Genomic DNA, 25103 nt, shown 5'->3' with positions numbered 1-25103 from the left:
ACCGCTCTCCTTCGGCTCGTCGTCAGGGCACTCGGTCGTCACACGGTTGCGGCGGCCGCTTCTTGCAGGGCGGTCGCCGCGCCGTGGACGATCGGGTCGCCGTGGCCGAAGACCGCCGTGTCGGCCTTCAACTCGGCCAGGCGGTGCAGCGACTGGACGGCCCGGGCGCGATCGGTGTTGAAGACGCCCAGCATGGTGCGGCCGACGTTGGCGACGGCGTCTCCGGTGAACAGGACGCTCGGCCCGGGCAGGTGGAGGGCGATCGACCCGTCCGTGTGCCCGGGCACCGCGACCACCACTGCGCCGCCGCCGAAGTCCAGCACATCACCATCCTCCACCTCCCTGTCCACCCGGCACGGCGGAGCCGGGGAAAGGGGCGGTAGCGCCGCCAGGATCGGCACCTCGAAGTCCTCCAGCACCGGCGGCGCCCCGGCCGTCTCTCCCCGGATCACCGGCGCCTCCAGCCGATGCGCCAGCACCTCCGCGCCGTGCCGGGCGGCCAGTTCTGCGGCCGAGCCCGTGTGGTCCTCGTGCCAGTGCGTCAGCACGATCCGCCGCAGCGCGCCGTCGAGTGCTTCCTCGATCTGCGCGGCGCAGTCCGCCGTCCCGGTGTCGATCAGGGTCAGCTCGTCGCCGTCCCGCCACAGACAGGCCGCCCCCACCGGAAAGCGAAGCACCCATAGCTCCGGCAGTACCTCGATCACATCCATGCCTTCAGCGTGCCGGGCCGCCCTTGCGGCCATACGGCCGTTCGCTGACGGCTCAGCAGGCGGTCACCTGCGCTCCAGCGCGGCCAGCCGCAGTTCGAGCTGGTCGACCCGGTGCCGTAGCAGGGCGACCTGGGCTTCCAGGCTGATTTCCCGCTCCGCCCGGCGCTGAATGCGCGGGGACGCGGCGGCGCGCTCGATCACCGCGTCGAGCTGGACGAGGCGCTGCGGCCCGTTCGGGCCGTCCACCAGCCGGGACTGGATCTCGCCGTTGCGGTACCAGGCGCGCAGGGCCGAGCGAGACACCCCGGTCTCGGCTTCCGCCTTGGCCAGTGTGACCCAGGGTTTTTCGTCCAGCTGTTCGAACAGTTCCAGCTCGTTCTGCCAGCGCGCGAGCCGGTCCTCCCAGTCCGACGGTGTCTCCATCACACCCTCCCTTCGACACGGTGACCCTATCAATAGCAGTGTATTGACAGGGTTGAGAGCATGGAGACATGACTTTCGAGAGGTTCACGGGGAAAGCCCGTCAGGTGGTCGTCGCTGCTCAGGAGCAGGCGAGGCTGCTCAAGCACAACTACATCGGTACGGAGCACCTCCTGTTGGGGCTGCTCGAGGTGCCGGACGGCACGGCAGCGAAGGTCCTGCACCAGCTCGGGTACGGCAAGGAAGCGGTGCAGGCCGACATCGCCGCGATCGTCAAGCCCGGCACGCAGGAGCTGAGCGGCCACATCCCGTTCACGCCGCAGTCGAAGAAGACACTGGAACTCGCTCTGCGCGAGGCGCAGCGACTGCACCACAACCACGTCGGTACGGAACACATCCTGCTCGCCCTGGTCAGGGAGGGTGCGGGCATCGGCGCGAAGGTGCTCGCCGAGCGGATCCATCCGATCAGCAAGATCCGCACCGCGGTGCTGGCATCGGTGGAGGGGGCGCAGGACGCTGCGGCCGGCCCATGGCCGAGCGGGACACCCGCCACCGAGGACACCCTGTCCACCGCGGGCGCACTGGCCGGTGGCGCTCCGGTCGGCAGCCATCACCTGCTGGAGGCGATGCTGCGGGCGGAGAACAGCATGGCGGCCAGGGTGCTGCGCGAACTCGGCGTCGACCCGGACGCCGTAGCCGCCAAGATCGACGAACTGGATCCGGAGACGACCACGGACGCGAACCCGGAGGAGGCCGCCGCCCGCAAGATGGAGATCCGGCTGGTCGACGACGAGGTGCACCTCATCCTGCGGGACCCCACGACGGTCGCGGCGGCCAAGAAGGTGACCGAGCTGTCGGGCGGCCCGATCCAGGGCGTCGGACCGGTCGCCGGCCTGTTCGTCCCGCTGTGGCGCTCGGCCGACCAGCTCCTCCAGCAGATCCGGCGCACCCTGGAACCGGAGCCGGAAGAAGACGACGGATCGGCCGCGAGCAAGGTCGCCAAGGCCGTCCGCACGGTCCTCGCGCCCCGGCTCCGCCGATGAACGTCACCATCGTGGGAGCCGGCTTGGGCGGCCTGGCACTTGCCCGTGTGCTGCACGTGCACGGCATCGACTCCGTCGTCTACGAGCGTGAAGCGTCGCGCGGTGCGCGCGGCCAGGGCGGCATGCTCGACATCCACTCCGGCCAGCGGGCACTGCGCGAGGCCGGTCTGATCGACCAGTTCCACGCGATTGCCCGTGGCGAAGGCCAGGACATGCGCCTTCTCGAGCCGGACGGCACCCTGCTGCTCCAGGAGGACACGCCCGACGACGCCCCGCCCGACCGACCCGAGGTCGACCGTGCCGATCTGCGCAACCTGCTGCTGGACTCCCTTCCCGACCACACGGTGCGCTGGGGGCACGCGGTCGAAGCCGCCGACGACGGACTGCTGCGCTTCGCCGACGGCAGCCGTACGACGTACGACCTGCTGGTCGGCGCCGACGGCGCGCAGTCCCGGGTCCGTGCACTGCTCACCGACGCCCGACCGGTGCACACCGGCCAGAGCATCGTCGAGCTCGGTATTCCCGACATCGACCGCACCCACCCGGACCTCGCGGCGATGGTTGGGCGCGGCAACTACTGGGTCCTCGGCGACGGACAAGCCCTGTCGGCGCAGCGCAACGGCGACGGCCGCGTACGTGTGTACCTCAGCTTCCACGACACCGCCGAGGACTGGCTCGCCACCAGCGGGATCCCCTTCGGCAACCCAGCGGCCGCCCGGGCCCGGCTGATCGACCTGTTCAGCGGCTGGCACCCACGGTTCACCGCACTGATCGCAGCCTGTGACGACACGGTGCTGCCGCGGTCGATCACCACTCTCCCGGTCGGTCTGACCTGGCCGTCGAGGCCGGACGTCACCCTGGTCGGCGATGCCGCGCACCTGATGCCACCGGTGGGTCAGGGCGCCAATATGGCACTGCTCGACGGCGCCCTGCTCGGCCTCGCGCTGGCCGCGCACCCCGACGACCAGCCCGCCGCCGTCGAGGAGTACGAACGCGAGATGTTCGAACGCACCGGCGCCGCCGGCCGGCAGTCGGCGCGCATGCAGCAACTCCTGTCGTCACCGGACCCCGCGCGGAAACTGCTCGCGTTCTTCCAACCCGGCTGAAGGCATGATGGCCCCCATGGACCTTGAGCCGTACCGGGGCGAGTTGGTGGCGTACTGCTATCGGATGGTGGGCTCGTTCCACGAGGCCGAGGATCTGGTGCAGGAGACGATGCTGCGGGCGTGGAAGGCCCGGGAGCGGTATGACGCCTCGCGCGCGTCGGTGCGGACCTGGCTGTACCGGATCGCCACCAACGTCTGTCTGACCGCGCTGGAGGGGCGGGCGCGCCGGCCGTTGCCGTCCGGGCTCGGTGCGCCGAGCGAGGACCCGGGGGCGCCGCTCACGCCGGCCTTCGACATCCCGTGGCTGCAGCCGTTCCCCGACGCGCGGTACGACGTCGAGACGCGGGCCGCTCTACGGCTGGCGCTGGTGGCGGCGATGCAGCTGCTGCCGGCGCGGCAGCGGGCCGTGCTGGTGCTGCGCGAGGTGCTGGAGTTCAGTGCCGCGGAGGTCGCGGAACAGCTCGGGACGACGGTCGCCGCCGTCAACAGCTCGCTGCAGCGGGCCCGCGCCGCGGTCGCCGAGGCGGGCGATCCGGGCGAGGTACAGGAGCCGGACGACGCGGAGGCACGGAAGGTCGTGCAGCGGTACGCGCGTGCCTTCGAGGCGGCCGACGTCCCCGCCCTGGTGCGGCTGCTGACCGACGCGGCCGTGCTGGAGATGCCTCCGGTGCCGCTGTGGTACCGGGGCCGCCGCGACTACGGCCTGTTCATGGAGCGGGTCTTCGAGATGCGCGGGACCGGGTGGCTCACACGGCAGCTGTCCGCCGGCGGACAGCCCGCTCTCGCCGCCTACGCGCCCGCCGAGGACGGCCGGCACCGGCTGCACACCCTGCAGGTGTTCACGGTGGCCGGCGGGCGGGTCGCGAGGAATGTGGTGTTCGCGGATCCGCGTGTCTTCGAGGCGTTCGACCTGCCCGGGGAGATTTCTCGGGACGACTTCGGCCGCGGGCGATGAGTCCGGGAGGGGTCGCCGGTACATACCGGTGACCACCGATCGAGACTTCCAGAGGACCTCGCCATGAGCGTCATCGTCATCGCATTCACCACTCTGGACGGCTTCGTCTCCGACCCGGACGGCCGCGCGGGCACCCCCGGCGGCGGCTGGATGTTCCGGCACGGCCCCGAGGCGGTGGCCGGGGACAAGTTCCGGCTCGGGGCCGCCCTGGACGAGGGGGTCCTGCTGCTGGGTCGCACCACCTGGGAGCTGTTCTCCCAGCTGTGGCCGTACCGCGACGACGCGTTCTCCGCGCGTATGAACGCCGCCCGGAAGCTCGTCGCCACCCGCACCCTCACCGACGTGTCCGCCTGGGCCAACTCGCAGATCCTCACGGGCGCCCTGGTGGACGCGGTCAAGCAGGAGAAGCGTGACGTGGTGGTCGCCGGCAGCCTGAGCGTCGTCCGCGCCCTGATGGCCGAGGACCTGGTCGACGAATACCGGCTGATCACCTTCCCCACGCTTCTCGGCACGGGCGACCGTCTCTTCCCCACGGACACCCCGCCCGTCCACCTCGAGTGCGAGTCGGCGGAGCGGACGGGTCCTGCCGTCCTCGCGTGCTACCGCAGGACCGGACGATGACGGCACGCTTCCTCGTCCTCTACGGGACTCCGCCCGACCCCGCGGCATTCGACCGGCACTACCGCGAGGTGCACCTCCCGCTCGCCCGCAAGCTGCCCGGCCTGCGCCGGTACACGCTCGGCCGCGAGGCCACCGCCGTACGCGGGGGCGAACCACCCCATCTGGTCGCGGAGTTGGAGTGGGACACGATGGAGGAACTGCGCACGTCGTTCGCCTCCCCGGAGGGCCGCGCCTGCGCCGAGGACGCGGAGCGCCTGCAGATGCTTGCAGCGGTACGCAGCATGGTCTTCACCGTGGGCGAGGCCTGACGCCGGCCCTGGTCACGGGGGTCAGGCCGGGTCCTCCGTCCTGCGCTGAGCGGTGCCGGGGGTGCCGGTGTCGCGGTGCCATTCGACGACCAGTTCGTCCTTGGTACCGAAGCGGACCAGGTGGCGGCCGACGACGTCCTCGAGCAGGTCGAGGTGCTCGGCGTCGGCCTCCACCGAGAGCAACAGGGCTCCCTCGGCCGCGGTGAGGGAGCCCGTCCCGTCCTGGAAGACCAGGCTTCCCTCCCCGCTCTCCTCGTCCCAACTGGTCTGGATGCGGCGCCCGAGGTGGGAGGCGAGCTGCTTGGCGTAGCGGTGCGGGCGGTCGGTGATGACGCGGGCTTCGGAGCGGGGCATGGCGGACTCCCGGGTTCGCAGTGACGCGGCTGGAGTCGAGGGTACGGATTCAGCGGTGTTCGGGGTTCTCCGCGTCGAAGCGGCAGCCGGCGTCCCACTCGGAACGCTGGTTGCCATGGGCCGGGATGCCCTTGGCGCGCTTCAGCATGGCGGCCAGATGCATCAGGTTCCAGGTCATGAACGTGGTGTTGCGGTTGGTGAAGTCGTTCTCCGGGCCGCCCGATCCGGGGTCCAGATACGACGGTCCGGGCCCCGCCGCCCCGATCCAGCCGGCGTCGGCCTGCGGCGGGATCGTGTAGCCCAGGTGCTGGAGGCTGTAGAGGACGTTCATCGCGCAGTGCTTCACGCCGTCCTCATTGCCGGTGATCAGACAGCCGCCGACCCTGCCGTAATAGGCGTACTGTCCGGCGGGGTTGAGCAGCGAGGAACAGCTGTAGAGCCGCTCGATCACCTGCTTGGTGACCGAGCTGTTGTCGCCGAGCCAGATCGGCCCGGCGATGACCAGGATGTCCGCGGCCATCACCCGCTCGTACAGCGCCGGCCAGTCGTCGGTGGTGAAGCCGTGCTCGGTCATGTCGGGGTAGACGCCGGGCGCGATGTCATGGTCGACGGCGCGGATCTCGGAGGTGGTGACCCCGCGCGACATCATGATCGACGCGCTCTTGTCGATCAGTCCCTGGGTGTGGCTGAGCTGGGGCGAGGGCTTGAGGGTGCAGTTGACGAACAGGGCGGTGAGGTCCTCGAAGCGATACGCCTCGTCGGTCGCGGGCGATGCGGTCATGGGCGTACTCCTTCAGACGGGATCGCCGGGGCGGGTCCGAGCCGCGGCTCAGCAGCAGCCTCTCGCCGGGGCGGCGTTTTGTCCTGCTCTGGCGCGACGGCGTAAGAGACCCGTCATATCGGGACGGCGTACGCCGCGCGTCGGCAGCCCGGTGCGGGGATCCTGGAAGGATGACGATCGACGTGTCCGTGGCACGCGTCATTCCGCTGTCACCCGAGCGGGTGGCGGAGTACGCCATGGACTGGCGCCACGACGCCGACTGGACGCAGGGCATTCGTACGGCCGAGCTGACCCGTGAGGCGGACGGGGGCGGTTTCGGCGTCGGTGCCGAGGTCACCCGGACGGCGTTCTTCCTCGGACGGCGCATCGACTACGTCCTGCGCGTGGCCGCACACGACTTCCCGCGGCTGCTGGACATGGTGTCGGTGGCGGGTCCCATGCCCATGCACGTGACGTACTCCTTCGAGCCGAGCCCGGACGGCACCCTGGCCCGCATCCGGGTCCAGGGCGGCTCCGGCGGCTTCTACCGGTTGGCCGCGCCGCTCCTGGCCCGCCAGGTCCGCTCGTCCCTGCGCAAGGACCTCCGCGACCTCGAACGCAGACTCACGCACCACACGGATTGAGGCCCCTCATGGCGTACGACGAAGGACTTGCCGAACGGATTCGGCAGCATCTGGGCGCCGATCCCGGCGTCGCCGAGAAGCGGATGTTCGGCGGCATCGCGTTCCTGCTGCACGGCAACATGGCCGTCGGTGTGACCGGCGACGATCTGATGGTCCGGGTCGGCCCCGACGCGACGGACGCCGCGCTGGCCCGCCCGGGTGCCCGTCTGTTCGACATGACGGGCCGCCCGATGCGCGGCTGGGTCGTCGTGGACTCCTCGGCGGTGACCGAGGACGAGACACTCGGCGAATGGATCGACGAGGGGTACGGCTTCGCCGCGGGTCTGCCGCCCAAGTGAGGCGGAACGGTCTCAGTGCGCGGCGTCCAGCCGGAACCGCTGCTCCTGGGTCAACTCCAGGTCGACCGCTGCCAGGTTCTCCTCCAGCTGCGCGAGCGTGGAGGCACCGGCCAGCGGGATGATCGGGAGATCGCCACCCGACTGCCAGGCCAGCACGATCTGGTTGGCGGTGGCGCCCGTCTCGCGGGCGATCTCGCGCAGGACGGTGAGCCGGGCCGGAGTACCGGGGTGGTCGTAGTCCGAGGGCAGTCGGTCGGGGTGGGTGTAGCTGCCCTTGAGGAGGGGTGAGTACGCGACCAGGGTCAGGGCCGGGTCGGCTCGCAGATACGTCAGCAGGTCGGGGCCCGCGTGGCCGAGGCTGCCGTCCGGGAACATGTCGCCGGGTACGTCGGTGCGCGGGCGCAGATAGCTGTGTGCGTACTGGAGCACCTCGTAGCCCGGCAGCCCGGCCGCGGCGGCGATCGCGCGGGCCCGCTCCACCCGCCAGGCGGCCTGGTTGCTGACGCCGAGCAGTCCGACCGTGCCCTCGGCGACCAGTTCCGCGAAGCCCTCGACCGTCTCGCGCTGGGGCACGGTCGGGTCGTCGATGTGGGCGTAGAGCAGGTCGAGCCTGTCGACGCCGAGGCGTTCGCGGCTGCGTTCGGCGGACTCGCGGATGACCTTCGCCGACAGGCCCTCCGGGTTGTCGATGTAGCTGGTGCCGGGGGCCAGCGGGCGGGCGCCCAGCTTCGTCGCGATGAAGATCTCGTCGCCGATGCCGCGGCTGCGCCGCCAGCGGCCGAGGAGTTCCTCGCTCTGGCCGCCCTGGCCGCCGTCGACCCAGAAGGCGTAGTTGTCGGAGGTGTCGATGAAGTTGCCGCCGGCCTCGACGTACCGGTCGAGCAGAGCGAACGACGTCTCCTCGTCCGTCCGCGAGCCGAACAGCATCGCGCCGAGCGCGAGCACGCTCACCTCGCGGCTGGTGTGCGGGTCCGTTCCGATGGTGCGGTACTTCATGCCGGGTCCTCCCCTTCGCGCCCGCGGTTTCGGGTACGAACGGGAGTCTTCAGCTTGAAGCGCACACGAAGTCAAGGGGACCCGGGCGCACTACTTCCTGAAGGGACCCTCCAGCGCCGCCCACTGCAACAGCATGATCGTCTTGGCGTCGGCGATCTCGCCGGTGCGGATCATCTCCAGGGCCCGGCGGAAGGGCAGTTCGACGATCTCGATGTCCTCACCCTCCTCGTCGAGGCCGCCGCCCTCGTGGGTGCGGGTCGAGGGGCCGTAGGCGGCGGCGTAGAAGCTGACGCGTTCGGTGACCGAGCCCGGGCTCATGTAGACGTCGAAGACGTGCTGGACCTCGCCGATGGTGTGCCCGGTCTCCTCCACCACCTCGCGGCGGACGGCCAGTTCGGGGTGCTCGTCCTCGTCGTCGAGGAGTCCGCCCGGGGTCTCGACCAGCATGCCGTCGGGATGCCCGTTGACATACACCGGGAAGCGGAACTGCCTGGTGAGCAGCACGGTTTCGCGTTCGGTGTCGTAGAGCAGCATGGTGGCGCCGTTGCCGCGGTCGTGTGTCTCGCGCTGCTGGGTGGACCAACTGCCGTCGGCGTGCCGGAAGTCGAAGGTGGTGGCGCGCTCGACGTACCAGTGGCTGGAGAGCAGTTTCACCTCCCGCACCTTCACACGGGGATTGCCGGTCAGGTCGAGCCCGGCACGGTCCAGGCCGGTACGGCCGCGGCGGTCCGGGGTGTCGATGCCGGCGGTCATCGGACACCGCCGGTCCTGCGGAAGGCTGTGTGAAAGTGGGTCATGCTCGCTTCTACCATGGCCGCGGCCGTCTCCGGCTGAGGCCGGGGGGCCGGAGGGCAGATGAAGCCGCGTCCCATCAGCGAGTCATGGCCTCGCATCGAATGCCGGTCACGAGATCGCGAACGCATCCGAGAGCTGGCTCCTCCTGCCACCGGACAGGCGGGACGGACTCCGCCGCCACGGCTCAAGCCACGCTCAGCACATGCGAGTGCCAGGCCGGCAGGTCGACGAAGAGGCCCGGGGTGAGTAGTTGGTCGCCGTCGCGGTCGTAGGTCTGGCCCGTGAGCAGGTCGGTCAGGTGGCAGGGGTGGCCGGACAGGTCGGGCCAGGGTAGGGGGACTTGGCCCTGGGACGGGGTGTCGGAGTAGTTGACGATCACGAGGTGACGGGTGGCGGGGCCGGTCCAGCTCCAGGCGAGCAGGTTGCGGTGGGTGTCGTTGTCCGGCCAGCCGGTGGTGGTGAGAAGACGCCAGTCGCCTTCGCGAACGGCGGTCGCGGCAGGGAGCAACTGGCCATAGAAGGCGCGGAGTTGCTCGTCGGGGGGTTCCTGTGGGCGGCGGGCGAGGAAGACGGGTGGGCGGACCTTGCGGCCCTCGAACTGGCCCTCGTGCCAGAGCGTCGCGCCGGGCAGGGTGGCGATGGTGACGGCTGCGGCGCGCTCCTGCGCGCCGGGCAGGGTGGCGGCGGCCCGCGGCTCGTCGTGGTTCTCCAGGAAGCGGACCAGGCCGCGCTGGTAGGTGAGGTCGGCCTGGAGGTGGGTGCGGGTCGACTCGGCGTCCTCGTGGAGGAGGCGGTCGTACAGCCGCTTGTCGTAGCAGTGGTCGAAGCCCTGCTGCTGCAGGGCCCATTCGAGGTCCCAGTACGCCTCGGCGACGAAGAGGAGGTCGGGGTGGTGCGCCCGGACGCGCGGAACGACGTACGGCCAGAAGTCGTCCGCGGGGGGCGGGCCCGCCCGGTCGCCCCAGGTCTTGGCGAAGACGTCGTTCATCAGCAGCATCGCCATGTCGCAGCGCACGCCGTCCGCCTGGTCGCCGATGGAGACGAGCGTGTCGACGGCCGCGGTGCGCAGGTCCGCGCTGAAGGCGTTGAGCTGGACGACGTCCGGCCAGGGGGCGAAGTACGGGTCGCGGCCGTTGGCGTAGATGTGGCCGCCGACGTCGAGGAAGGCCTCGGGTGACCGGTCCAGGTCTTCGCGGCTGCCCTGGATCAGGCGCTCGGGATGCTCGGTGAGCCAGGGGTGGTCGGGGGCCACATGGTTGGGCACGTAGTCGAGGATCAACCGCACGCCCCGGTCGGCCAGTCGGGCGCGCGCCTCGGCCAGGCCGTCCGGGCCGCCGAGTGAGGCGTCGACGACGTAGTTCCGTACGCAGTAGGCGGATCCGGCGATGTCCGCCTGGGTCAGGTCGGGCAGCGCCTGGCGGAACGACGCGAGCAGGGACTCGTCGCGCAGGGCGATCGCGAGGCCTGCCGGGCTGCGCTCCCAGACGCCCATCAGCCAGACGGTGTCGATGCCGGGCAGGGCGACCTCGTCCCAGACCTCGGCGGGGACATCGCCGAGGGTGACGCGGCGCCCGTACCGCCCACTCAACTCACCCAACCAGACAAGGGTGTTGATCTCGTGGACGACGGTCATGACAGGGGCTCCTCGTCGCCCGAGCCCGCGAACCGTTCATCCCGCTTGTCCTGGTCATTCACAGACCGCAGCGACTCCCGGCCGCCGCGGTGCCAGTCGTCGGCGCTGATGGCGTGGAAGAGGGTCGCGGTGGCGGCCACCAGTCCGGTCCAGCCGGTCTGGTGGGAGGCGCCGAGGCCCGCGCCGTTGTCGCCGTGGAAGTACTCGTAGAAGAGGATCAGGTCCTTCCAGTGCGGGTCCTTGGCGAACTTGGGCTGTGCGCCGTGGACCGGGCGGTGGCCGTCCTCGCCGGTCAGGAAGGTGGCGGTGAGCCGGTCGGAGATCTCGCGGGCGACCTCGTACAGGTTCAGCTGCCGTCCGGAGCCGGTCGGGCACTCCACGGTGAAGCCGGGACCGTGATAGCCGTGCAGGTTCAGCAGGGCGCGGATGAGCAGGAGGTTCATCGGGAACCAGACCGGGCCGCGCCAGTTGGAGTTGCCTCCGAACATGGCGGAGTCGGACTCGGCGGGCAGATAGCCGACGCCGTACGTCTGGCCGTGCACGTCGAAGTGGTACGGGTGCTCGGCGTGGTAGCGGGAGAGGGACCGGATGCCGTGCGGGCCGAGGAACTCCTCCTCGTCGAGCATGCGGGCGAGGATGCGGCGCAGCCGGTCCTCGCCGAAGAGGGCGAACAGGTAGCGGCCGTTCTCGTCGGCCGTGCCCAGGTCGTGCTGTTGGACGACGGCCTCGACTGCCGGATGCCGCCGGATGAACTCCTTGGCTCCTTCCACGAGTTCGGGGAAGGTACGGTCGGCGCGGCCGCCGATGACGCTGCTCGCCGCCAGCGGTATCAAGCCGACCAGGGACCGCACCTTCAGCCGGGTCGCGGTGCCGTCGGGCAGCCGCAGCACGTCGTAGAAGAAGCCGTCCTCCTCGTCCCACAGGCTGGCGTTGTCCTTGCCGATGCGGTTCATGGCGACCGCGATCCACGCGAAGTGCTCGAACAGCATCTGCGCCTGCTCGACGTAGACGGGGTTGTCGACGGCGAGTTCGATGGCGATGTCGAGGAGGTTCTGGCAGTACAGCGCCATCCAGGCGGTGCCGTCGGCCTGGTCGATGTGGCCGCCGGTGGGCAGCGGCGCGCTGCGGTCGAAGACGCCGATGTTGTCCAGGCCGAGGAAGCCGCCCTGGAAGACGTTGTTGCCGTCGACGTCCTTGCGGTTGAGCCACCAGGTGAAGTTCTTCATCAGCTTCTGGAAGGCGTTCTCGAGGAAGGCGCGGTCGGCGTGGCCGGTGCGGTGCTTCTCGAGTTCGTAGACGAACAGGACCGCCCAGGCGTGCACGGGCGGGTTGACGTCGCCGAAGTTCCATTCGTACGCAGGGATCTGGCCGTTGGGGTGGAGGTAGAGCCGGCGCAGGAGGAGCTCCAGCTGTCCCTTGGCGAAGCCGATGTCGACCATGGACAGGGCGAGGGTGTGGAAGGCGAGGTCCCAGGCCGCGAACCAGGGGTATTCCCAGGTGTCCGGCATCGACATGACCTCGTCGTTGACCATGTGGTACCAGGCGCTGTTGCGGATGTTCGGGTCGGCTGCGAGGGGGTCCACGCCGTGCTCGGCCAGCCAGCGCTCGACGTCGAGGTAGTAGTACTGCTTGCTCCACAGCATCCCGGCGAGCGCCTGGCGCACCAGCCGCCGCTCGTCCTCGCTCATGCCGTCGGGGACGACGTCCTCGTAGAAGGCGTCGGCCTCCGTCCGGCGGATGTCCATGGTGGCCGCGAAGTCCGCCCAGGGATCGGCGAGTTCGACGTCGGAGAGCCGTAGCCGGACGGTCGCGCTGTCACCGGCGGGGACGGTCAGGGTGTGGTGGAGGGCGGCCTTGGTACCGGTCTGCGCGGGGTTGACGGCGCCGGTCTCGCCGTGGACGACGCAGCGGTCGATGCCGTCCTTGACGTAGGGCGTGCTGTTGGGGCTGTGGAAGATGCGCTGGTTGTTGGTCTCGTTGTCGGTGAACAGGGCAGGGGCGTCCGTGTCGCAGTACAGCCGGCGCGGGCCGAGTTCGTCGTGGTCGGCGCGGATGGCGTCCGCCGTCTTCGTGAGGCTCGGTACGGCGGTGCCGCCGGCCCAGGACCAGGTGTGCCGGAACCAGAGGGTCGGCAGGAGGTGGAGGGTGGCCTCCTCGGGGCCGCGGTTGTGCGCGGTGATCTCCACGAGCATGTCCTCGGGGCCGGCCTTGGCGTACTCGACGAAGACGTCGAAGTAGCGGTCCTCGTCGAAGATGCCGGTGTCGAGCAGTTCGTACTCGAAGTCGCGGCGGCCGCGGGCCTTGTTGGTGTCGACGAGGTCGGCGTAGGGGAACTCCCCCTGCGGATACTTGTACAGGTACTTCATGTACGAGTGGGTGGGCGTGCTGTCGAGGTGGAAGTAGTACTCCTTGACGTCCTCGCCGTGGTTGCCCTCGGCGTTGGTCAGGCCGAACATCCGTTCCTTGAGGATCGGGTCGCGGCCGTTCCACAGGGCCAGGGAGAAGCAGAGCCGCTGCTTGTCGTCACTGATGCCGGCGATGCCGTCCTCGCCCCAGCGGTAGGCGCGGGAGCGCGCCTGGTCGTGGGTGAAGTACGACCAGGCCTCGCCATCCGGGCTGTAGTCCTCCCGGACGGTTCCCCACTGCCGCTCACTGAGGTAGGGGCCCCAGCGGCGCCAGTCCGCCAGGGACGCGTCGGCCTCGGCGAGCCGCTGCCGTTCGGCGCCCACCGTGCCACTGTCCTCCGCCATCGCCGCCTCCTCCGCCCAGCCAGGCATTGCTCCCAGACTCGGACGTCTCGGACGGGGCCGCAATGGGTGGGGGGCGGAGGGGTGGCGTAGAGGATCAGCTGTCGGCGGGCATCACACTGCTGATCTCGCCCTTTTTGTCCGCCACGAGATAGCCGGTCCGGCCGTAGTCGTCAGTGAGGTAGATCCTCATCCCGACGGCAAAGCCGAAGGCGTTGCCCGGGGGGTCCAGCAACAGGTATCGGGTGTTCGCCTTGGGCACCTTGAGTCTCTTCTTCGCCTGGACCAGCAGTGAGGGGACCTTGTCCCAGTCGAAGCCGTCCAGGCGGACGGGTTTCTCCTCGCCGGACAGTGTGCCCTTGCTGATGTCCTCCTGTACGCCTTGGCCGGAGCGGTAGGTGTACGAGTCGTACGCGGTGTCGCTGCCCTTCACCATCACGTCGGCCGAGACGTACTGCGGGTAGACCGTCAGGTCGCCGAAGCGGTCCCGGCCGGTCTCCTTCTCGATGGCCGCGATCGCGGTGCGGATGCCCTGCGGGGTCAACAGGTCGGTCGTGGCGGTCTGTTCCTCGGCCGTGGGAGAGGCGGTGGAGCCGGCCAAGGGCGTGGCCGTGGCGCGGGAGCCCGTGGTGCGGGAGCCCGTGCCTCCGGACGCGTGCGTGTCCGACCCCGGCAGCAGGGTCCATACGAGGACCCCGGCGAGGGTGACTCCGGCGGTGGGCAGGACGAGCAGCGTCCAGCGACGGCGACCGGCAGGCACCGGGGTGGTCGGTGCGGCGTACGGCGGTGGGGCGTCCTGCGGCGAGGTGTCCCACGGTGGGACGGCCGGGGGTTGCAAGGGGAAGGACGTAAGGGTCCCGGTCTGGGTCTGCCGGGCGGCGTCGGCCAGCATCCGTTCCAGTTGCCGGGCGTCGGGGCGGGCCTGGGGATCGCGGACGAGGACGCGGGCGAGGACGTCCGTCAGGGGGCCGGCCTTGACCGGCGGCGGTATGTCGTCGGTGAGGACGGCGGCGAGGGTCGCAAGGGTCGTACCCCGGCGCAGTGGATGGTGGCCCTCGACGGCGACGTACAGCATCATCGCGAGCGACCACAGGTCCGAGGCCGCGCCGCCGTCCTTGCCGGAGACCCGCTCGGGCGCCATGTAGTCGGGGGTGCCGATGACGGAGCCGGTGGCGGTGAGGGCGGTGGCCTCGCGGAGGGCGGCGATGCCGAAGTCGGTGAGCACCGGGCGGCCGTCGGGGCGCAGCAGGACGTTGGCCGGTTTCACGTCACGGTGTTCGATGCCGGCCTCGTGGGCGGCCCGCAGCGCGTCCAGCACTTCGAGGCCGATGCGTGCCGCCTCGATCGGGTTCATCGGGCCGCGGGCGAGGCGGTCGGCCAGGGAGCCGCCGGTCACGAGTTCCATGACGATCCACGGGTAGGTCCCGGGGCCGCCGTCGACGATGTGATGGATCGTCACCACGTTGGGGTGGTCGACCCGGGCCAGTGCACGGGCCTCCCGCAGCACCCGCTCCCGCAGCAGCCGTGCGGCCTCCGGGTCGTACTCGGCGAGGCCCGGGTCGGACGGCCGTACCTCCTTGATGGCCACACTGCGGTGCAGCATCAGGTCGGTGGCCCGCCAGACCATGCCCATGCCGCCGCCTCCGAGCCGTGACGTCAGCTCGAACCGTCCGTCGACAACCCGTCTCGCAGGGGTGTCTCTGCCCTCGTCGCTCATGCGCGGGAGCCTAGTGGGCCGCCCTGACAGCTCACGCGCGGGCCGCGTCCGCCGCCTCGCGTTCGCCGTCCATGCCGCGGAGCAGGGCGGTGGCCGGCACGTCGCGGGAGCGCGCCGGCCGGGAGAGGGTGGTGAGGCTGCACGCGGTCCGGGCGTTCTCGATCTTCGACAGCATGGCCTTGGAGATGCGGACCCGCTGCGCCGTCCAGCCGACCGAGAGCCCGGCGGCCTTCCGGTACTCCCGGGTCCGGACCGCGATCATGCGCTCCAGGGCCTCGTCGTCGGAGGTGGCTTGCTCGGTCACCGGCGCAACTTACGCCGTGCGCCCCAGCCGGAAGCGGGGGTGCGGCTCGGCGCGGCCGGTCGCGAGGTCGGCGGCCATCGCGCCGATGAGCGGGGTGAACTTCGCGCCGTGTCCGGAGCACGGGGAGACGATGACGAAGGGGCCGTGCCGGTCGAGGACGAAGTCCTCGTCGGGGGTGGTGGTGTAGAGGCAGGTGGCCTCGGCGACGGGGTCGGGGTCGAGACCCGGGAGACGGTCGCGGACGAAGCCGCCGACCCGCGTCCGCGACGACGCGTCGACGACTCCGCTGCGGGTGCGGGCGGTGGTGGGCGTGCCGCGGTCGTGCTCGGCGACCTTGACCGTGGGCAGCGGGCCGCCGTCGCTTCCCGACGGCAGGCCGTAGAGGTGCAGCGCCCCGTCCCAGATGAGGGTCGGCCACCGCACGGACGGATCCCGCTGCGGGAAGTGGAAGACCTGTTGCTGGGTCACCTCCAACGGAGGCAGAGGTACGGGCAGTTCGAGCTCCGGCAGCCAGGCACCGGCGGCGACCACCACGGTGTCCGCGAGGATCTCGCGCCCGTCGTCGGTGCGCAGGAGCACCCGCTCGCCGCCCCGGACGTCGATACCCGTGACACGGGTGCCGGTGATCGCTTCCGCGCCGTGCTCGATCGCCCGCCGGGCGCAGGCCGCGACGGTCTGGTCGGCGTCGACGACGCCCGCGTCCGGGTGGTGGAGCACCGGGCCCGTGATGCGGATGTACGGCCAGCGCTCCGAGGCTTCCTCCGGGCCGAGGAGCTCATGGGGCACTCCGGCCGCGGAGAGGAACTCGGCGATCGCCTCGGTGTCGCGCTCCTCCCCCATGTCGAGGCCACCGGTGGTGCGCAGCAAAGGAGTTGAGCTGTCGTGCTCCAGTTCCCGCCACTGCTCGTACGCCTGCCCGGTCAGCTGTACGTAGAAGGGGTCGGCGTACGCCCGCCGGATGATCCGTGAGCTGCCGTGCGAGCTGCCCTTCTTGTGGCCGATGCCGTACGCCTCGATCAGCGTGACCTCGTGGCCGCGCCGGGCCAGCTGCCAGGCGGTGGCCGCGCCCATCAGCCCGGCGCCCACGACGGCGATCACAGGCCCTCCCCGGGGATCCAGTTCGTGCCCGCGAGCGGGACGCGGGCCATGGCGGCGGATTCGATGGTAAGGGCAACCAGGTCTGCGGGCTCGGGATACGGGAGGTGGGCCTTGCCGCAGGCGCGGGCGCGGGCGAGGGTCTGGGCCCCCTTGGCGTCGTACGTGGGGTGATGGTCGCCGAGCGCGATCAGCGCGGCCGTACCGATGGCGACCGCGTCGGGGCCGAGCGCGGCCTTGGCCACTCGGTAGGGCTGAGTCGGCCCTCAGGCGCCCGGCACCGGGAACAGCATGCAGCTGCTGGTGGCGTGGGCGAGCAGGCGGTCGGCCGAGTCGAAGAGCTGCGCCTCGGCGAGTGCGGTGCGCCGACCGCTGCTCAGGACGCTGCCGACGGCGCGGACCTTGCCCGTGTCTGCGGTGACCGGGCGCAGGAACTTCACCGTCAGGTCGAGCGAGGTGTAGCCCATGCCCGCCGGCAGGGTGGACTGCACGGCGCAGCCTGCCGCCGAGTCGAGCATCGTGGCGTAGATGCCGCCGTGGACGCTGCCGATGGGGTTGTAGTGCTCCTCACCGGGCTCCAGGGAGAACACCGCGTGGCCGTGGTCGACCTCTTCGATCGACATGCCCAGCGTGGCGGCGATCGGCGCCGCGGGCAGCCGGCCGGCGAGGATCTCACGGAGGAAGTGCAGGCCGGAGCCCTGCCCGACGGCGCCCGCCGAGATCGCGGGGTCGTCCCACTCGTACGTACGAGAGCGTTCCATGCGGCTGCGGTTCCTCTCTGACCCACTGACTATGTTTCTCGAAGCTAGCTCTGCGGTCAGCTGACTGTCAATGTAGAAGCCAGGTGTTCTAGGATGGCGGTATGAAGTGGCTCGAGATGAGCACCGAGAACTGTCCGGTCCAGCGCAGCCTCAACCTGATCGGCGAGAAGTGGTCACTGCTGCTTCTGCGTGACGCCTTCAACGGGGTGCGGCGCTTCGACGACTTCCGCCGCCATGTGGGGCTGTCGGAGGCGGTCCTGTCCGACCGGCTGCGCAAGCTGGTCGCGGCCGGGATCCTGCGGACGGTCCCCTACCAGGAGCAGGGCAGCCGGACCCGCCACGAGTACCGGCTCACCGCCAAGGGCCGTGATCTGTGGCCGGTCATGGTGGCGCTGCGGCAGTGGGGCGAGGCGTACGTCGGGGATCCCGAGGGCCCGGTCCTGGAGATCCGGCACCGCGACTGCGGCGCCCCGGTGCGGGTCGTGGTCGAGTGCCCCGACGAGCACACCGAGCTCTCCCCGCGGGAGGTCACGGTGACACCTGGACCGGCGGCGCGCCTGCAGCCGAAGAGCTGAAGGCCCGTCCGGCGGAGCTGCCGGACGGGCCCGCGCCCCGGGGAGGGCTCAGCGCTTGAGCGTGAAGGTGAAGTCGCCGGAGAGCTTGCCGCTCAGCCGGGCTGCCGAGACGAGCTTCCCGTCCGTGATCAGACGCTCGACCTCGGCCCGCGAGAGACCGCAGCCGTCCGCGATCAGCCGCACCGGCCGGACCGGGATCCGTGCGGCGAAGCGCACCGAGACGTCGATCACCTCGCGGTCCAGATGATCCGTTCCGCCGGTGTCCAGGCGCCAGGCGCCGTCCCAGTCGAGGGCTGCGTGGTTACGGCGCTGCAGGGCCGGATCCTGGAGCAACTCGGCTGCCAGATCGGAGTCGTTGGCGTGCATCCGGTCCAGCAGCCCAGGTCGTACGAAGCGTACGTTCGTCCGGTCCAGGACCGTGAGCTTCGCCGTGTCCCCGCAGCCGGTGCAGAGCACCAGCAGCCAGGCGTCGAGAAGCTTGTGGTGTGCGTTGACACGGAACTTGCCGTTGGCCCGGAAGCGTTCGGACGCGCACACGTGGCAGCGGCGTAGAACGGTCGGCGGGCAGGTGGGCATGACCACCCAGGTATGGAGCACAGAAGTACACCGGTTTCAGTGAGAAGTCCGCAGCAGGAAGCAGCGCGGCGCAGTTGCGCGACGCGCGACAGATCAGCTCTCGGGGGGTCTCACACGGTGTACAACGGCACGTCCTTGCCTGGGCGACTCGGGTCGGCAGCACGGTAGGGCAGCACAGCGGCGCTGATCCACCGGTTTTCGACCGCGGCCGTCACCCTCCCTCGGTGACCGCCCGTCGCCAAGCCCGCTCCCCCAGCAGCCGCAGCCCGTTGAGGCCGACGAGGACGGTGGAGCCCTCGTGGCCGGCGACGCCGAGGGGCAGTGGCAGGGTGCCTGCGAGGTCCCAGACGACGAGGCCCACGATGAAGACCGCGGCGATCACCAGGTTCTGCACGACCAGACGCCGGGCCCGGCGGGAGAGGGCGATCACCGCGGGCACGGTGGCGAGTTCGTCGCGGACGATGACGGCGTCCGCGGTCTCCAGTGCCAGGTCGGATCCCGCCCGGCCCATGGCGACACCCGTGTGGGCGGCCGCGAGGGCCGGGGCGTCGTTGACGCCGTCCCCGACGACCAGCACCTTGCGTCCCGCGCGCTCCAGTTCCGTCACCGCGCCCACCTTGTGCTGCGGCAGCAGTCCCGCCCGGACGTCCTCGATGCCGACCTCGGCGGCCAGGCGCCCGGCCGCGCGCGGGTTGTCGCCGGTCAGCAGGGTCGGGGCAGTGCCGGTGAGGTGCGTGAGGGAGGCGACCGTGGCGGCGGCGTCCGGGCGCAACCGGTCGGCGAGGCCCAGGAGTCCGACGGGGGCGCCGTCGGCCACGACGAGGACTGCGGTACGGCCGGACTCCTCCAGCTCGGCCGCATGAACCGCCGCGTGCGCCGCCGCGGCGTCGGTCGCGCCGCCCAGGAGCCGGGCCGGGGCGCCGACCGTGACCCGCCGCCCGTCGACCCTGGCCGTCACCCCGACGCCGGGCGTCGAGTCGAAGTCCCGCACGGACGGCAGCGGCAGCTCCCGCTCGCGCGCCGCCTCCACGACGGCCCGCGCCAGCGGATGCTCACTGGGGTGCTCGGCGGCGGCCGCGAGTGTCAGCAACTCCCGCTCCCCCATGCCGGATCCGGGAAGCGGCCGTACGTCGGTCACCCGGGGTACGCCCTCGGTCAGGGTGCCGGTCTTGTCCAGCGCGACGGTGTCGACCTGGCCGAGCCGCTCCATCACCACCGCCGACTTGACCAGCACGCCGTGCCGCCCGGCGTTGGCGATGGCAGACAGCAGGGGCGGCATGGTGGCCAGGACCACCGCACACGGCGAGGCCACGATCATGAAGGTCATGGCCCGCAGCAGCGCTCCGGTCAGCTCGGCGCCGAAGGCGAGCGGCACGAGGAAGACGGCGAGGGTCGCCGCCACCATGCCGAGCGAGTAGCGCTGTTCGACCTTCTCGATGAACAGCTGGGTGGGCGCCTTGGTCCCGGACGCCTCCTCGACCATGCGGACGATCCGCGCCAGCACGGAGTCGGAGGCGTCCCGTTCGACGCGGACACGCAGCGCGCCGGTGCCGTTGACGGTCCCGGCGAACACCTCGTCGCCGGGTTCCTTGAGGGCGGGCAGCGGTTCGCCGGTGATGGTCGCCTGGTCGACCTCGCTCGCCCCGTCCAGTACGCGGCCGTCGGCGCCGACCCGCTCACCGGGCCGTACCAGAATGGTGTCCCCGATCGTCAACTCCTCGATGGGCACGGCCCGTTCGGATCCGTCCGGGGCGATCCGGGTCGCCGTGGCGGGCGCCAGGTCCAGCAGGCCGCGCACCGAGTCGGCGGTCCGGGCCGTGGCCAGCGCCTCCAGTGCGCCCGAGGTCGCGAAGATGACGATCAGCAGGGCGCCGTCCATGACCTGCCCGATGGCTGCCGCGCCGAGGGCCGCGACGACCATCAGCAGGTCGACGTCGAGGGTCTTCTCGCGGAGCGCCTTGAGCCCTTCCCGGCCCGGCTCCCACCCGCCGGTGACGTACGCCGCCGCATACAGCGGCCCCCAGCTCCAGGCCGGTGCGCCGGTCAGCTGCAGCGGCAGCGCGAGCAGGAAGCAGACGGTGGCAGCGACGGCCCAGCGCACCTCGGGCAGCGCGAGCATCCGGGTGCGCCGCGGGGACACGGGCGCGGGCGGGACCGGAGCGGCCTGGGGCGGAGTGAGCGTGGAGGTCATGCTCCGACCATACAGGAACACATGAAGACCCATTCATTTCTTCATGAGTGCTCGGTCATGGGTGCATGGTCATGAGCGCATGGGTACGGGACTACGGCCGCTCACCCTCCGTAGGATGAACGGCATGGGCCATGGAGCTGACACCACCACCGCCGCAACGGCACGCGAGCGCCTGGAGACAGTGGGTGCCGCCGACGTGGCCGCCACGCTCCAGGCCCTGGCGACCCCCTCCCGGCTGCGCATCCTGGCCCGTCTGCAGGAGGGCCCGTGCGCGGCGACCGAACTCGCCGACGCCGTGGGCATGGAACAGTCCGCCTGCTCGCACCAGTTGCGCCTGCTGCGCAACCTCGGTCTGGTCACCGGCGAGCGCCGCGGCCGCTCGGTCATCTACGCGCTCTACGACAACCACGTCGCCGAACTGCTCGAGCAGGCCCTCTACCACGTGGAGCATCTGCGGCTGGGCCTGCGCGACAGTACGCCCTAGGCGTCCTGGCCGTCCGGCTGCCGTACGACCGAGCGGGACTCGGCGGAGGGGCGGCGGCGCAGCAGCAGGCGTCTCGCGGGGCACTCCACGGCCTCGTACAGGACCCAGGACAAGCCGAGGGACACGGCGAACACGACGGCCGTGACGGCCAGACCCGCCGTCGGACCGAAGAGGGGCTTCGTGCCGAGCACGTTGGTCCCGGCGCGCAGCACGAGCAGGTGGACCATGTAGAACGCGAAGGAGAGCTCCCCCAGCCGTACCAGTCGCCGGTGGCGCCACATCGAGGGCAGACCGTGCAGGTCGGCGACGGCCGCCGCGGCGATGAGCAGGGCGAACCCGATGACGGTGCAGACGGTGGCCGGGTAGCCGTCGGTGATGTGCGGGACGTGCGGGACGAGGAAGTAGCCGATGATCGCGAGGGCGAGCGAGGCCTCCAGGCCGGGTCCGCGCCACCGGTCGAGCAGCACCAGCCGGGCGACGGCGACACCGAGGACGAACTCGGGCAGCCGCGCGGCGGGGAAGGAGTAGATCTGCTGGCCCAGCCAGTGGTGCGCATCCACCCACGCCAGCCCCAGCACGGCCAGCACCGACGCTCCGGCCAGCACGGCCGAGCCGCGGGCGCCGAGACGGCGCAGAAGCAGCGCCAGCAGCGGGAAGACGGCGTAGAAGAAGGCCTCGCAGGCCAGTGACCAGCTGACCGGGTCCAGCGTCTGCCACCAGGGCCGCCACCAGGAATGCACCAGCAGGACGTTGGCCAGCCCCTGGCTCAGGGTCGGCTTGGACTGGTGGGCCAGCGTGTACGCCATGAGCAGCGCGATCGCGGCGGTGACCAGGTGGACCGGCAGGATGCGGGCGATACGGCGGCGCCAGAAGGCGGGCGCGCGGTCGCCCGGCCGGGCCGACCAGGTCAGCACGAACCCGGACAGCACGAAGAAGAACGACACCCCCGTCGCGCCGGCTCCGAACGCCCAGGTGACGAGGGAGCCGGCGCTGCCGTCGAAGTAGTGGAAGTTGTGCACGTGCAGTCCGAAGACCAGCAGTGCGGCCATCCATCGCAGGCCGGTGAGGGACGGCAGCGAGGGCGCCGGAGCGGACGGGGAACTCCTCGTGGTGCTTGCGGTCTCGGTGGTCGATGGCGTCCGGGGCGCCCTGGTCGCCGTCGTCATCGAATCACCTGCAGGGGACTGTTCGTGCTGTGCATGAAGCGGGGCATGAAGGGGAAGCTTGCCAGTTCAGCACCTTTCATTCATCCCCGTACCCGACGTCACACCAATGGGGCCGAACCTCGGCACCGCAGCCGCTCAATCGCGGCCGTGCCCCTTGTCCAGACGTTCGAGAACGGCACGCGCCATCGCTTCCTCACCCTTGGCGTTGGGATGTGCGGGGGCGGCGGGCGAGGCTGGCTGGAGCGGTTCGATCCAGCGGACGTCGGGCGCCTTGCACATGTCGTGGCCCACCGTGGGCCCGTAGGTGTCGACGTACCCGGCACGGTCCCACTCGGCGACCAGCCGAAGCATCAGGTTCAGCCGCTTGCCGGTGTCGCGCAGATAGGCGAAGTCCTCGGCCGCGAACGGCACGGCGGGGTAGCAGCCGCTGCCGTCGTCGGGCAGCAGGTCGGGGTAGCCGACGACGAGCACCCGGGCGTGCGGCGCCCGCGCGTGCACGGCCCGCAGCACCGCGTCGATCTTCGGCGCGGTCCGCGCGATGGCGACCGTGAGCTGGTCGATGCCGGACGAGGCGTAGTAGCGCCGGCACGGGTCGCCCGTCGGGTCCTGGGAGCTGAGGCGGGCGCAGGTGCCGATGATGGAGCTGAAACCGATGTCGTTGCCGCCGATCTGGACCGTCACCAGACCGGTGTCGCGGTTCAGCGCGTCCAGCTGGGGCTCATTGGTGCCCTGCGCCTTCCACATGTTGTCGGTGGTCGCTCCGCTGCAGCTCACGTCCTTGAACGCGGTCGCCTTGCGCGCCGCCGCCACGATCGAGGGGTAATTGTGGTCGGAGCGGGCGCAGTTGGCGTCCACCTGCTGCGGGATGAGAGGGCCCGCCGTGTAGGAGTCCCCGAGCGACACATAGCGGGTGTCCCGGCCGTGTCCCCCTCCGTGTGCCGCGGCAGGCGTCGTGGACGCCGCGACGAGGGCGCAGCCGCCGAGCGCCGCCCCCACCGCCATCCCCCGCCGCCGGCGTCTCGCCGCTGAGCCCGAACGCGTGTCGTCCGCCATGCGATTCCTCCCCCTGAGACCCGGACGTCGCGCGGAGCCGCACCCAGGCGCGGCATCACACGCGACGCAGCCTGTATACCGCTCGGTATGTCTGCGGGGCCAGAGGTGGGAAGCAGGCAACTGGCCTTTCGCGCAAAGGGAGTCCGCCGGTTCCGGGGGCGCGGAGACCCGCCGGGCGGGGACGACGGGACCCGTGCGGCTCGCACCGGATCGACGAGCCCGTTGGGTCCCCGACCCAGGTAGGTCTATCGTCTGAATCGTGGGCCAGAACATAGGAGAGCGGCCGTGATGCCGCAGGACGAAGCCGTGATCGGCTGCACGGGGAAGGTGCTCGTCGGAACGCGTGGATCCGCGGGGCCCGGCGAAATCCTGGTGCGGGTCAGAGGCGGTTCCGAGACCTTCCTCGCCTGGTCCGAAGATCCCCTGCTCACGGGGGCGACGGTGCTGGTGATCGAGTCGCGCGGATGTCGTGAGGTCGGCGTCATCGAGTGGGTGGATCCATTGGACGCGCTCGGCGGCGACGCCGTCGGCGCTGACTGAGGAGTAGAAAGAAAAATGTTCGGATACCGCGTTCCCGCTCCCGACGAGGCGATGTTGATCTCGGGAGGCAGGCGGGGACTGGGGGGCGCGCCGTTCCGAGTGGTGACGGGGCACGGCAAGTTCGTGATCCCGTTCTTCCGCAAGACCCGCTTCCTCACCCTGTCGATGTGCGAGTCCGAGGTCACCGAGACCTGTGTGACCCGGCAGGGCATCGCCCTGCACGTCCGCGCAGTCATCGCCTTCAAGGTCGGCAACGACCACGAGAGCATCATCAACGCCGGCCAGCGCTTCCTCTCCGACCAGGACCAGATGTCGGTCCTGACCGGGCGGATCTTCGCCGGTCACCTGCGTGCCATCATCGGCTCGATGACGGTCGAGGAGATCGTGACCGAGCGGCAGAAGCTCGCCGCGGAGGTCCTGGACACCTCCAAGACCGAGATGGCGAAGATCGGTCTGATCGTGGACTCGCTGCAGATCCAGTCGATCGACGACGGCGACGCCGGATACATCGACGCGATGTCCGCACCGCACAAGGCGGCCATCCAGCGGCAGGCCCAGATCGCCCAGGCCCAGGCCACCCAGGCCTCGGTCGAGGCGGAGCAGGAGGCGGCCCGCAAGCAGGCCGAGTACGCACGGCAGACCGCCATCGTGAAGGCGCAGTACTCGGCCGAGGTCGACCGCGCCCAGGCTCAGGCGGCCCAGGCCGGGCCGCTGGCGCAGGCGCACGCCCAGCAGGAGGTGCTCGCCGCGCAGACGGAACTGGCGCAGCGCCAGGCCAAGCTGCGTCAGCAGCAGCTGGTCGCCGAGATCGTGAAGCCCGCCGAGGCCGAGGCCGAGCGGGTCAGGGTGCTGGCGGCCGCTGAGGCGCAGCGCATGAAGATCCAGGCCGAGGCGGCGGCCTCGTACGACCGGGTCGCGCTCGACCGGATGCTGATCGACCAGCTGCCGCAGATCGTGAAGGAGGCGGCGGGCGGCCTGGCGGGCGCGAACGTCAATGTCCTGAACGGCGCGGACGGTCTGGGCGAGATCGCCGCCGGTCTGGTCTCCCAGGGGTTGACCATCCTCGACTCGGTCCGGCAGAACCTGAACGGCCAGGACGCCACGGACGGGCGCCGGTCCGAGGACAACAGCGGCAGCAGCAGCGGGCTGCTTCAGCTGCGCTCGGGCAAGGAGAGGAAGGCGGACGACGGGCCGGTCGACGTCGACTAGGC

Annotated in this window: 28 protein-coding genes; 11 read left to right on the top strand and 17 right to left on the bottom strand. The window is 70.9% G+C overall.

Going from position 1 to position 25103, the window contains the following annotated elements; all coding sequences use genetic code 11:
* Positions 1–38: 38 nt before the first annotated feature.
* Both ABD355_RS13130 and ABD355_RS13125 read right to left on the bottom strand, forming a co-directional pair.
* A complete protein-coding gene (locus ABD355_RS13130) occupies positions 39–710 on the bottom strand; it encodes an MBL fold metallo-hydrolase (protein ID WP_344400404.1) in 672 nt (223 codons plus the stop codon).
* Between the two features lie 63 nt (positions 711–773).
* Entirely contained in the window at positions 774–1133 is a 360-nt protein-coding gene (locus ABD355_RS13125) for an excisionase (RefSeq protein WP_344400403.1), read from the bottom strand.
* 68 nt (positions 1134–1201) lie between these two features.
* Between ABD355_RS13125 and ABD355_RS13120 the strand changes: the two genes are divergently transcribed.
* From ABD355_RS13120 to ABD355_RS13100, 5 genes are all read left to right on the top strand, one after another.
* Positions 1202–2173: a Clp protease N-terminal domain-containing protein gene (locus ABD355_RS13120; RefSeq protein ID WP_344400402.1), complete on the top strand. Its 972-nt coding sequence runs from the start codon at positions 1202–1204 to the stop codon at positions 2171–2173.
* Positions 2170–3279, top strand: coding sequence for an FAD-dependent oxidoreductase (locus ABD355_RS13115; RefSeq protein WP_344400401.1), 1110 nt, complete (start codon positions 2170–2172; stop codon positions 3277–3279). Before ABD355_RS13120 ends, ABD355_RS13115 begins: the two co-directional genes overlap by 4 nt.
* A 4-nt stretch (positions 3280–3283) precedes the next feature.
* Complete coding sequence (locus ABD355_RS13110; RefSeq protein ID WP_344400399.1) at positions 3284–4234, top strand: RNA polymerase subunit sigma-70; 951 nt, start codon at positions 3284–3286, stop codon at positions 4232–4234.
* Positions 4235–4297: 63 nt separating this feature from the next.
* Positions 4298–4855, top strand: coding sequence for a dihydrofolate reductase family protein (locus ABD355_RS13105; RefSeq protein ID WP_344400398.1), 558 nt, complete (start codon positions 4298–4300; stop codon positions 4853–4855).
* Complete coding sequence (locus ABD355_RS13100; RefSeq protein WP_344400397.1) at positions 4852–5163, top strand: EthD family reductase; 312 nt, start codon at positions 4852–4854, stop codon at positions 5161–5163. The genes ABD355_RS13105 and ABD355_RS13100 overlap by 4 nt, the downstream gene beginning before the upstream one ends.
* Positions 5164–5184: 21 nt before the next feature.
* On the opposite strand, the gene ABD355_RS13095 is transcribed toward ABD355_RS13100, so the two are convergent.
* Together ABD355_RS13095 and ABD355_RS13090 are read right to left on the bottom strand one after the other, a co-directional pair.
* Positions 5185–5517, bottom strand: coding sequence for a DUF2218 domain-containing protein (locus tag ABD355_RS13095; RefSeq protein WP_344400396.1), 333 nt, complete (start codon positions 5515–5517; stop codon positions 5185–5187).
* Between the two features lie 49 nt (positions 5518–5566).
* Positions 5567–6298: a flavodoxin family protein gene (locus tag ABD355_RS13090; RefSeq protein ID WP_344400394.1), complete on the bottom strand. Its 732-nt coding sequence runs from the start codon at positions 6296–6298 to the stop codon at positions 5567–5569.
* A 170-nt stretch (positions 6299–6468) separates the two neighbouring features.
* On the opposite strand from ABD355_RS13090, the gene ABD355_RS13085 reads away from it, so the two are divergent.
* Positions 6469–6921, top strand: coding sequence for an SRPBCC family protein (locus ABD355_RS13085; protein ID WP_344400393.1), 453 nt, complete (start codon positions 6469–6471; stop codon positions 6919–6921).
* Positions 6922–6929: 8 nt separating this feature from the next.
* Positions 6930–7259, top strand: a complete 330-nt coding sequence (locus ABD355_RS13080) for a TfoX/Sxy family protein (RefSeq protein ID WP_344400392.1) — start codon at positions 6930–6932, stop codon at positions 7257–7259.
* Positions 7260–7271: 12 nt separating this feature from the next.
* Here the strand turns inward: ABD355_RS13080 and ABD355_RS13075 are convergent, their stop codons facing one another.
* From ABD355_RS13075 to ABD355_RS13035, 9 genes are all read right to left on the bottom strand, one after another.
* Positions 7272–8255, bottom strand: a complete 984-nt coding sequence (locus tag ABD355_RS13075) for an aldo/keto reductase (protein ID WP_344400391.1) — start codon at positions 8253–8255, stop codon at positions 7272–7274.
* Between the two features lie 90 nt (positions 8256–8345).
* Positions 8346–9008, bottom strand: coding sequence for an NUDIX domain-containing protein (locus tag ABD355_RS13070; protein WP_344400390.1), 663 nt, complete (start codon positions 9006–9008; stop codon positions 8346–8348).
* A gap of 226 nt (positions 9009–9234) precedes the next feature.
* Entirely contained in the window at positions 9235–10683 is a 1449-nt protein-coding gene (locus tag ABD355_RS13065; RefSeq protein WP_344400389.1) for an alpha-amylase family protein, read from the bottom strand.
* Positions 10680–13433, bottom strand: a complete 2754-nt coding sequence (locus tag ABD355_RS13060) for an MGH1-like glycoside hydrolase domain-containing protein (RefSeq protein WP_344400387.1) — start codon at positions 13431–13433, stop codon at positions 10680–10682. The genes ABD355_RS13065 and ABD355_RS13060 overlap by 4 nt, the downstream gene beginning before the upstream one ends.
* 94 nt (positions 13434–13527) lie before the next feature.
* Positions 13528–15147 carry a serine/threonine-protein kinase gene (locus ABD355_RS13055; RefSeq protein WP_344400386.1) on the bottom strand — a complete coding sequence of 540 codons (1620 nt, stop codon included), beginning with the start codon at positions 15145–15147 and terminating at the stop codon, positions 13528–13530.
* A 31-nt stretch (positions 15148–15178) separates the two neighbouring features.
* Positions 15179–15451, bottom strand: coding sequence for a helix-turn-helix domain-containing protein (locus ABD355_RS13050; RefSeq protein ID WP_344400385.1), 273 nt, complete (start codon positions 15449–15451; stop codon positions 15179–15181).
* Between the two features lie 9 nt (positions 15452–15460).
* A complete protein-coding gene (locus tag ABD355_RS13045) occupies positions 15461–16549 on the bottom strand; it encodes an FAD-dependent oxidoreductase (protein WP_344400384.1) in 1089 nt (362 codons plus the stop codon).
* Positions 16546–16791, bottom strand: coding sequence for a hypothetical protein (locus ABD355_RS13040; protein WP_344400383.1), 246 nt, complete (start codon positions 16789–16791; stop codon positions 16546–16548). Before ABD355_RS13040 ends, ABD355_RS13045 begins: the two co-directional genes overlap by 4 nt.
* 21 nt (positions 16792–16812) lie before the next feature.
* Complete coding sequence (locus ABD355_RS13035) at positions 16813–17307, bottom strand: PaaI family thioesterase (protein WP_344400382.1); 495 nt, start codon at positions 17305–17307, stop codon at positions 16813–16815.
* Positions 17308–17408: 101 nt separating this feature from the next.
* On the opposite strand from ABD355_RS13035, the gene ABD355_RS13030 reads away from it, so the two are divergent.
* Positions 17409–17882 (top strand): winged helix-turn-helix transcriptional regulator, encoded by a 474-nt coding sequence (locus tag ABD355_RS13030; RefSeq protein WP_344400381.1) that lies wholly within the window; start codon positions 17409–17411, stop codon positions 17880–17882.
* Positions 17883–17930: 48 nt separating this feature from the next.
* On the opposite strand, the gene ABD355_RS13025 is transcribed toward ABD355_RS13030, so the two are convergent.
* Entirely contained in the window at positions 17931–18479 is a 549-nt protein-coding gene (locus ABD355_RS13025; RefSeq protein ID WP_344400379.1) for a DUF1062 domain-containing protein, read from the bottom strand.
* Between the two features lie 190 nt (positions 18480–18669).
* Complete coding sequence (locus tag ABD355_RS13020; protein WP_344400378.1) at positions 18670–20649, bottom strand: heavy metal translocating P-type ATPase; 1980 nt, start codon at positions 20647–20649, stop codon at positions 18670–18672.
* 124 nt (positions 20650–20773) lie between these two features.
* On the opposite strand from ABD355_RS13020, the gene ABD355_RS13015 reads away from it, so the two are divergent.
* On the top strand, positions 20774–21133 hold the full coding sequence (locus ABD355_RS13015; RefSeq protein WP_344400377.1) for an ArsR/SmtB family transcription factor: 360 nt from the start codon (positions 20774–20776) through the stop codon (positions 21131–21133).
* Here the strand turns inward: ABD355_RS13015 and ABD355_RS13010 are convergent.
* Together ABD355_RS13010 and ABD355_RS13005 are read right to left on the bottom strand one after the other, a co-directional pair.
* Complete coding sequence (locus tag ABD355_RS13010) at positions 21130–22299, bottom strand: acyltransferase family protein (protein WP_344400376.1); 1170 nt, start codon at positions 22297–22299, stop codon at positions 21130–21132. The two genes, ABD355_RS13015 and ABD355_RS13010, sit on opposite strands and share 4 nt — an antisense overlap.
* A 135-nt stretch (positions 22300–22434) precedes the next feature.
* A complete protein-coding gene (locus ABD355_RS13005; protein ID WP_344400375.1) occupies positions 22435–23352 on the bottom strand; it encodes an SGNH/GDSL hydrolase family protein in 918 nt (305 codons plus the stop codon).
* Between the two features lie 288 nt (positions 23353–23640).
* Between ABD355_RS13005 and ABD355_RS13000 the strand changes: the two genes are divergently transcribed.
* On the top strand, positions 23641–23892 hold the full coding sequence (locus tag ABD355_RS13000) for a hypothetical protein (protein WP_344400374.1): 252 nt from the start codon (positions 23641–23643) through the stop codon (positions 23890–23892).
* A 15-nt stretch (positions 23893–23907) separates the two neighbouring features.
* Positions 23908–25101, top strand: a complete 1194-nt coding sequence (locus tag ABD355_RS12995; RefSeq protein WP_344400373.1) for an SPFH domain-containing protein — start codon at positions 23908–23910, stop codon at positions 25099–25101.
* Positions 25102–25103 lie beyond the last annotated feature (2 nt).

This window comes from Streptomyces longisporus (assembly GCF_039532765.1).
Taxonomy (GTDB): domain Bacteria; phylum Actinomycetota; class Actinomycetes; order Streptomycetales; family Streptomycetaceae; genus Streptomyces; species Streptomyces longisporus.
Note: the sequence above shows the minus strand (reverse complement) of the source record. Positions and strands in the feature narration are given on the sequence as shown.

What these genes read in the sequence shown, in the direction of transcription:
- ABD355_RS13130 (WP_344400404.1), bottom strand. Translation starts at nt 710, where the DNA reads ATGGATGTGATCGAGGTACTGCCGGAGCTATGGGTGCTTCGCTTTCCG.
- ABD355_RS13125 (WP_344400403.1), bottom strand. Translation starts at nt 1,133, where the DNA reads ATGGAGACACCGTCGGACTGGGAGGACCGGCTCGCGCGCTGGCAGAAC.
- ABD355_RS13120 (WP_344400402.1), top strand. Translation starts at nt 1,202, where the DNA reads ATGACTTTCGAGAGGTTCACGGGGAAAGCCCGTCAGGTGGTCGTCGCT.
- ABD355_RS13115 (WP_344400401.1), top strand. Translation starts at nt 2,170, where the DNA reads ATGAACGTCACCATCGTGGGAGCCGGCTTGGGCGGCCTGGCACTTGCC.
- ABD355_RS13110 (WP_344400399.1), top strand. Translation starts at nt 3,284, where the DNA reads ATGATGGCCCCCATGGACCTTGAGCCGTACCGGGGCGAGTTGGTGGCG.
- ABD355_RS13105 (WP_344400398.1), top strand. Translation starts at nt 4,298, where the DNA reads ATGAGCGTCATCGTCATCGCATTCACCACTCTGGACGGCTTCGTCTCC.
- ABD355_RS13100 (WP_344400397.1), top strand. Translation starts at nt 4,852, where the DNA reads ATGACGGCACGCTTCCTCGTCCTCTACGGGACTCCGCCCGACCCCGCG.
- ABD355_RS13095 (WP_344400396.1), bottom strand. Translation starts at nt 5,517, where the DNA reads ATGCCCCGCTCCGAAGCCCGCGTCATCACCGACCGCCCGCACCGCTAC.
- ABD355_RS13090 (WP_344400394.1), bottom strand. Translation starts at nt 6,298, where the DNA reads ATGACCGCATCGCCCGCGACCGACGAGGCGTATCGCTTCGAGGACCTC.
- ABD355_RS13085 (WP_344400393.1), top strand. Translation starts at nt 6,469, where the DNA reads ATGACGATCGACGTGTCCGTGGCACGCGTCATTCCGCTGTCACCCGAG.
- ABD355_RS13080 (WP_344400392.1), top strand. Translation starts at nt 6,930, where the DNA reads ATGGCGTACGACGAAGGACTTGCCGAACGGATTCGGCAGCATCTGGGC.
- ABD355_RS13075 (WP_344400391.1), bottom strand. Translation starts at nt 8,255, where the DNA reads ATGAAGTACCGCACCATCGGAACGGACCCGCACACCAGCCGCGAGGTG.
- ABD355_RS13070 (WP_344400390.1), bottom strand. Translation starts at nt 9,008, where the DNA reads ATGACCGCCGGCATCGACACCCCGGACCGCCGCGGCCGTACCGGCCTG.
- ABD355_RS13065 (WP_344400389.1), bottom strand. Translation starts at nt 10,683, where the DNA reads ATGACCGTCGTCCACGAGATCAACACCCTTGTCTGGTTGGGTGAGTTG.
- ABD355_RS13060 (WP_344400387.1), bottom strand. Translation starts at nt 13,433, where the DNA reads ATGGCGGAGGACAGTGGCACGGTGGGCGCCGAACGGCAGCGGCTCGCC.
- ABD355_RS13055 (WP_344400386.1), bottom strand. Translation starts at nt 15,147, where the DNA reads ATGAGCGACGAGGGCAGAGACACCCCTGCGAGACGGGTTGTCGACGGA.
- ABD355_RS13035 (WP_344400382.1), bottom strand. Translation starts at nt 17,307, where the DNA reads ATGGAACGCTCTCGTACGTACGAGTGGGACGACCCCGCGATCTCGGCG.
- ABD355_RS13030 (WP_344400381.1), top strand. Translation starts at nt 17,409, where the DNA reads ATGAAGTGGCTCGAGATGAGCACCGAGAACTGTCCGGTCCAGCGCAGC.
- ABD355_RS13020 (WP_344400378.1), bottom strand. Translation starts at nt 20,649, where the DNA reads ATGACCTCCACGCTCACTCCGCCCCAGGCCGCTCCGGTCCCGCCCGCG.
- ABD355_RS13015 (WP_344400377.1), top strand. Translation starts at nt 20,774, where the DNA reads ATGGGCCATGGAGCTGACACCACCACCGCCGCAACGGCACGCGAGCGC.
- ABD355_RS13010 (WP_344400376.1), bottom strand. Translation starts at nt 22,299, where the DNA reads ATGACGACGGCGACCAGGGCGCCCCGGACGCCATCGACCACCGAGACC.
- ABD355_RS13005 (WP_344400375.1), bottom strand. Translation starts at nt 23,352, where the DNA reads ATGGCGGACGACACGCGTTCGGGCTCAGCGGCGAGACGCCGGCGGCGG.
- ABD355_RS13000 (WP_344400374.1), top strand. Translation starts at nt 23,641, where the DNA reads ATGCCGCAGGACGAAGCCGTGATCGGCTGCACGGGGAAGGTGCTCGTC.
- ABD355_RS12995 (WP_344400373.1), top strand. Translation starts at nt 23,908, where the DNA reads ATGTTCGGATACCGCGTTCCCGCTCCCGACGAGGCGATGTTGATCTCG.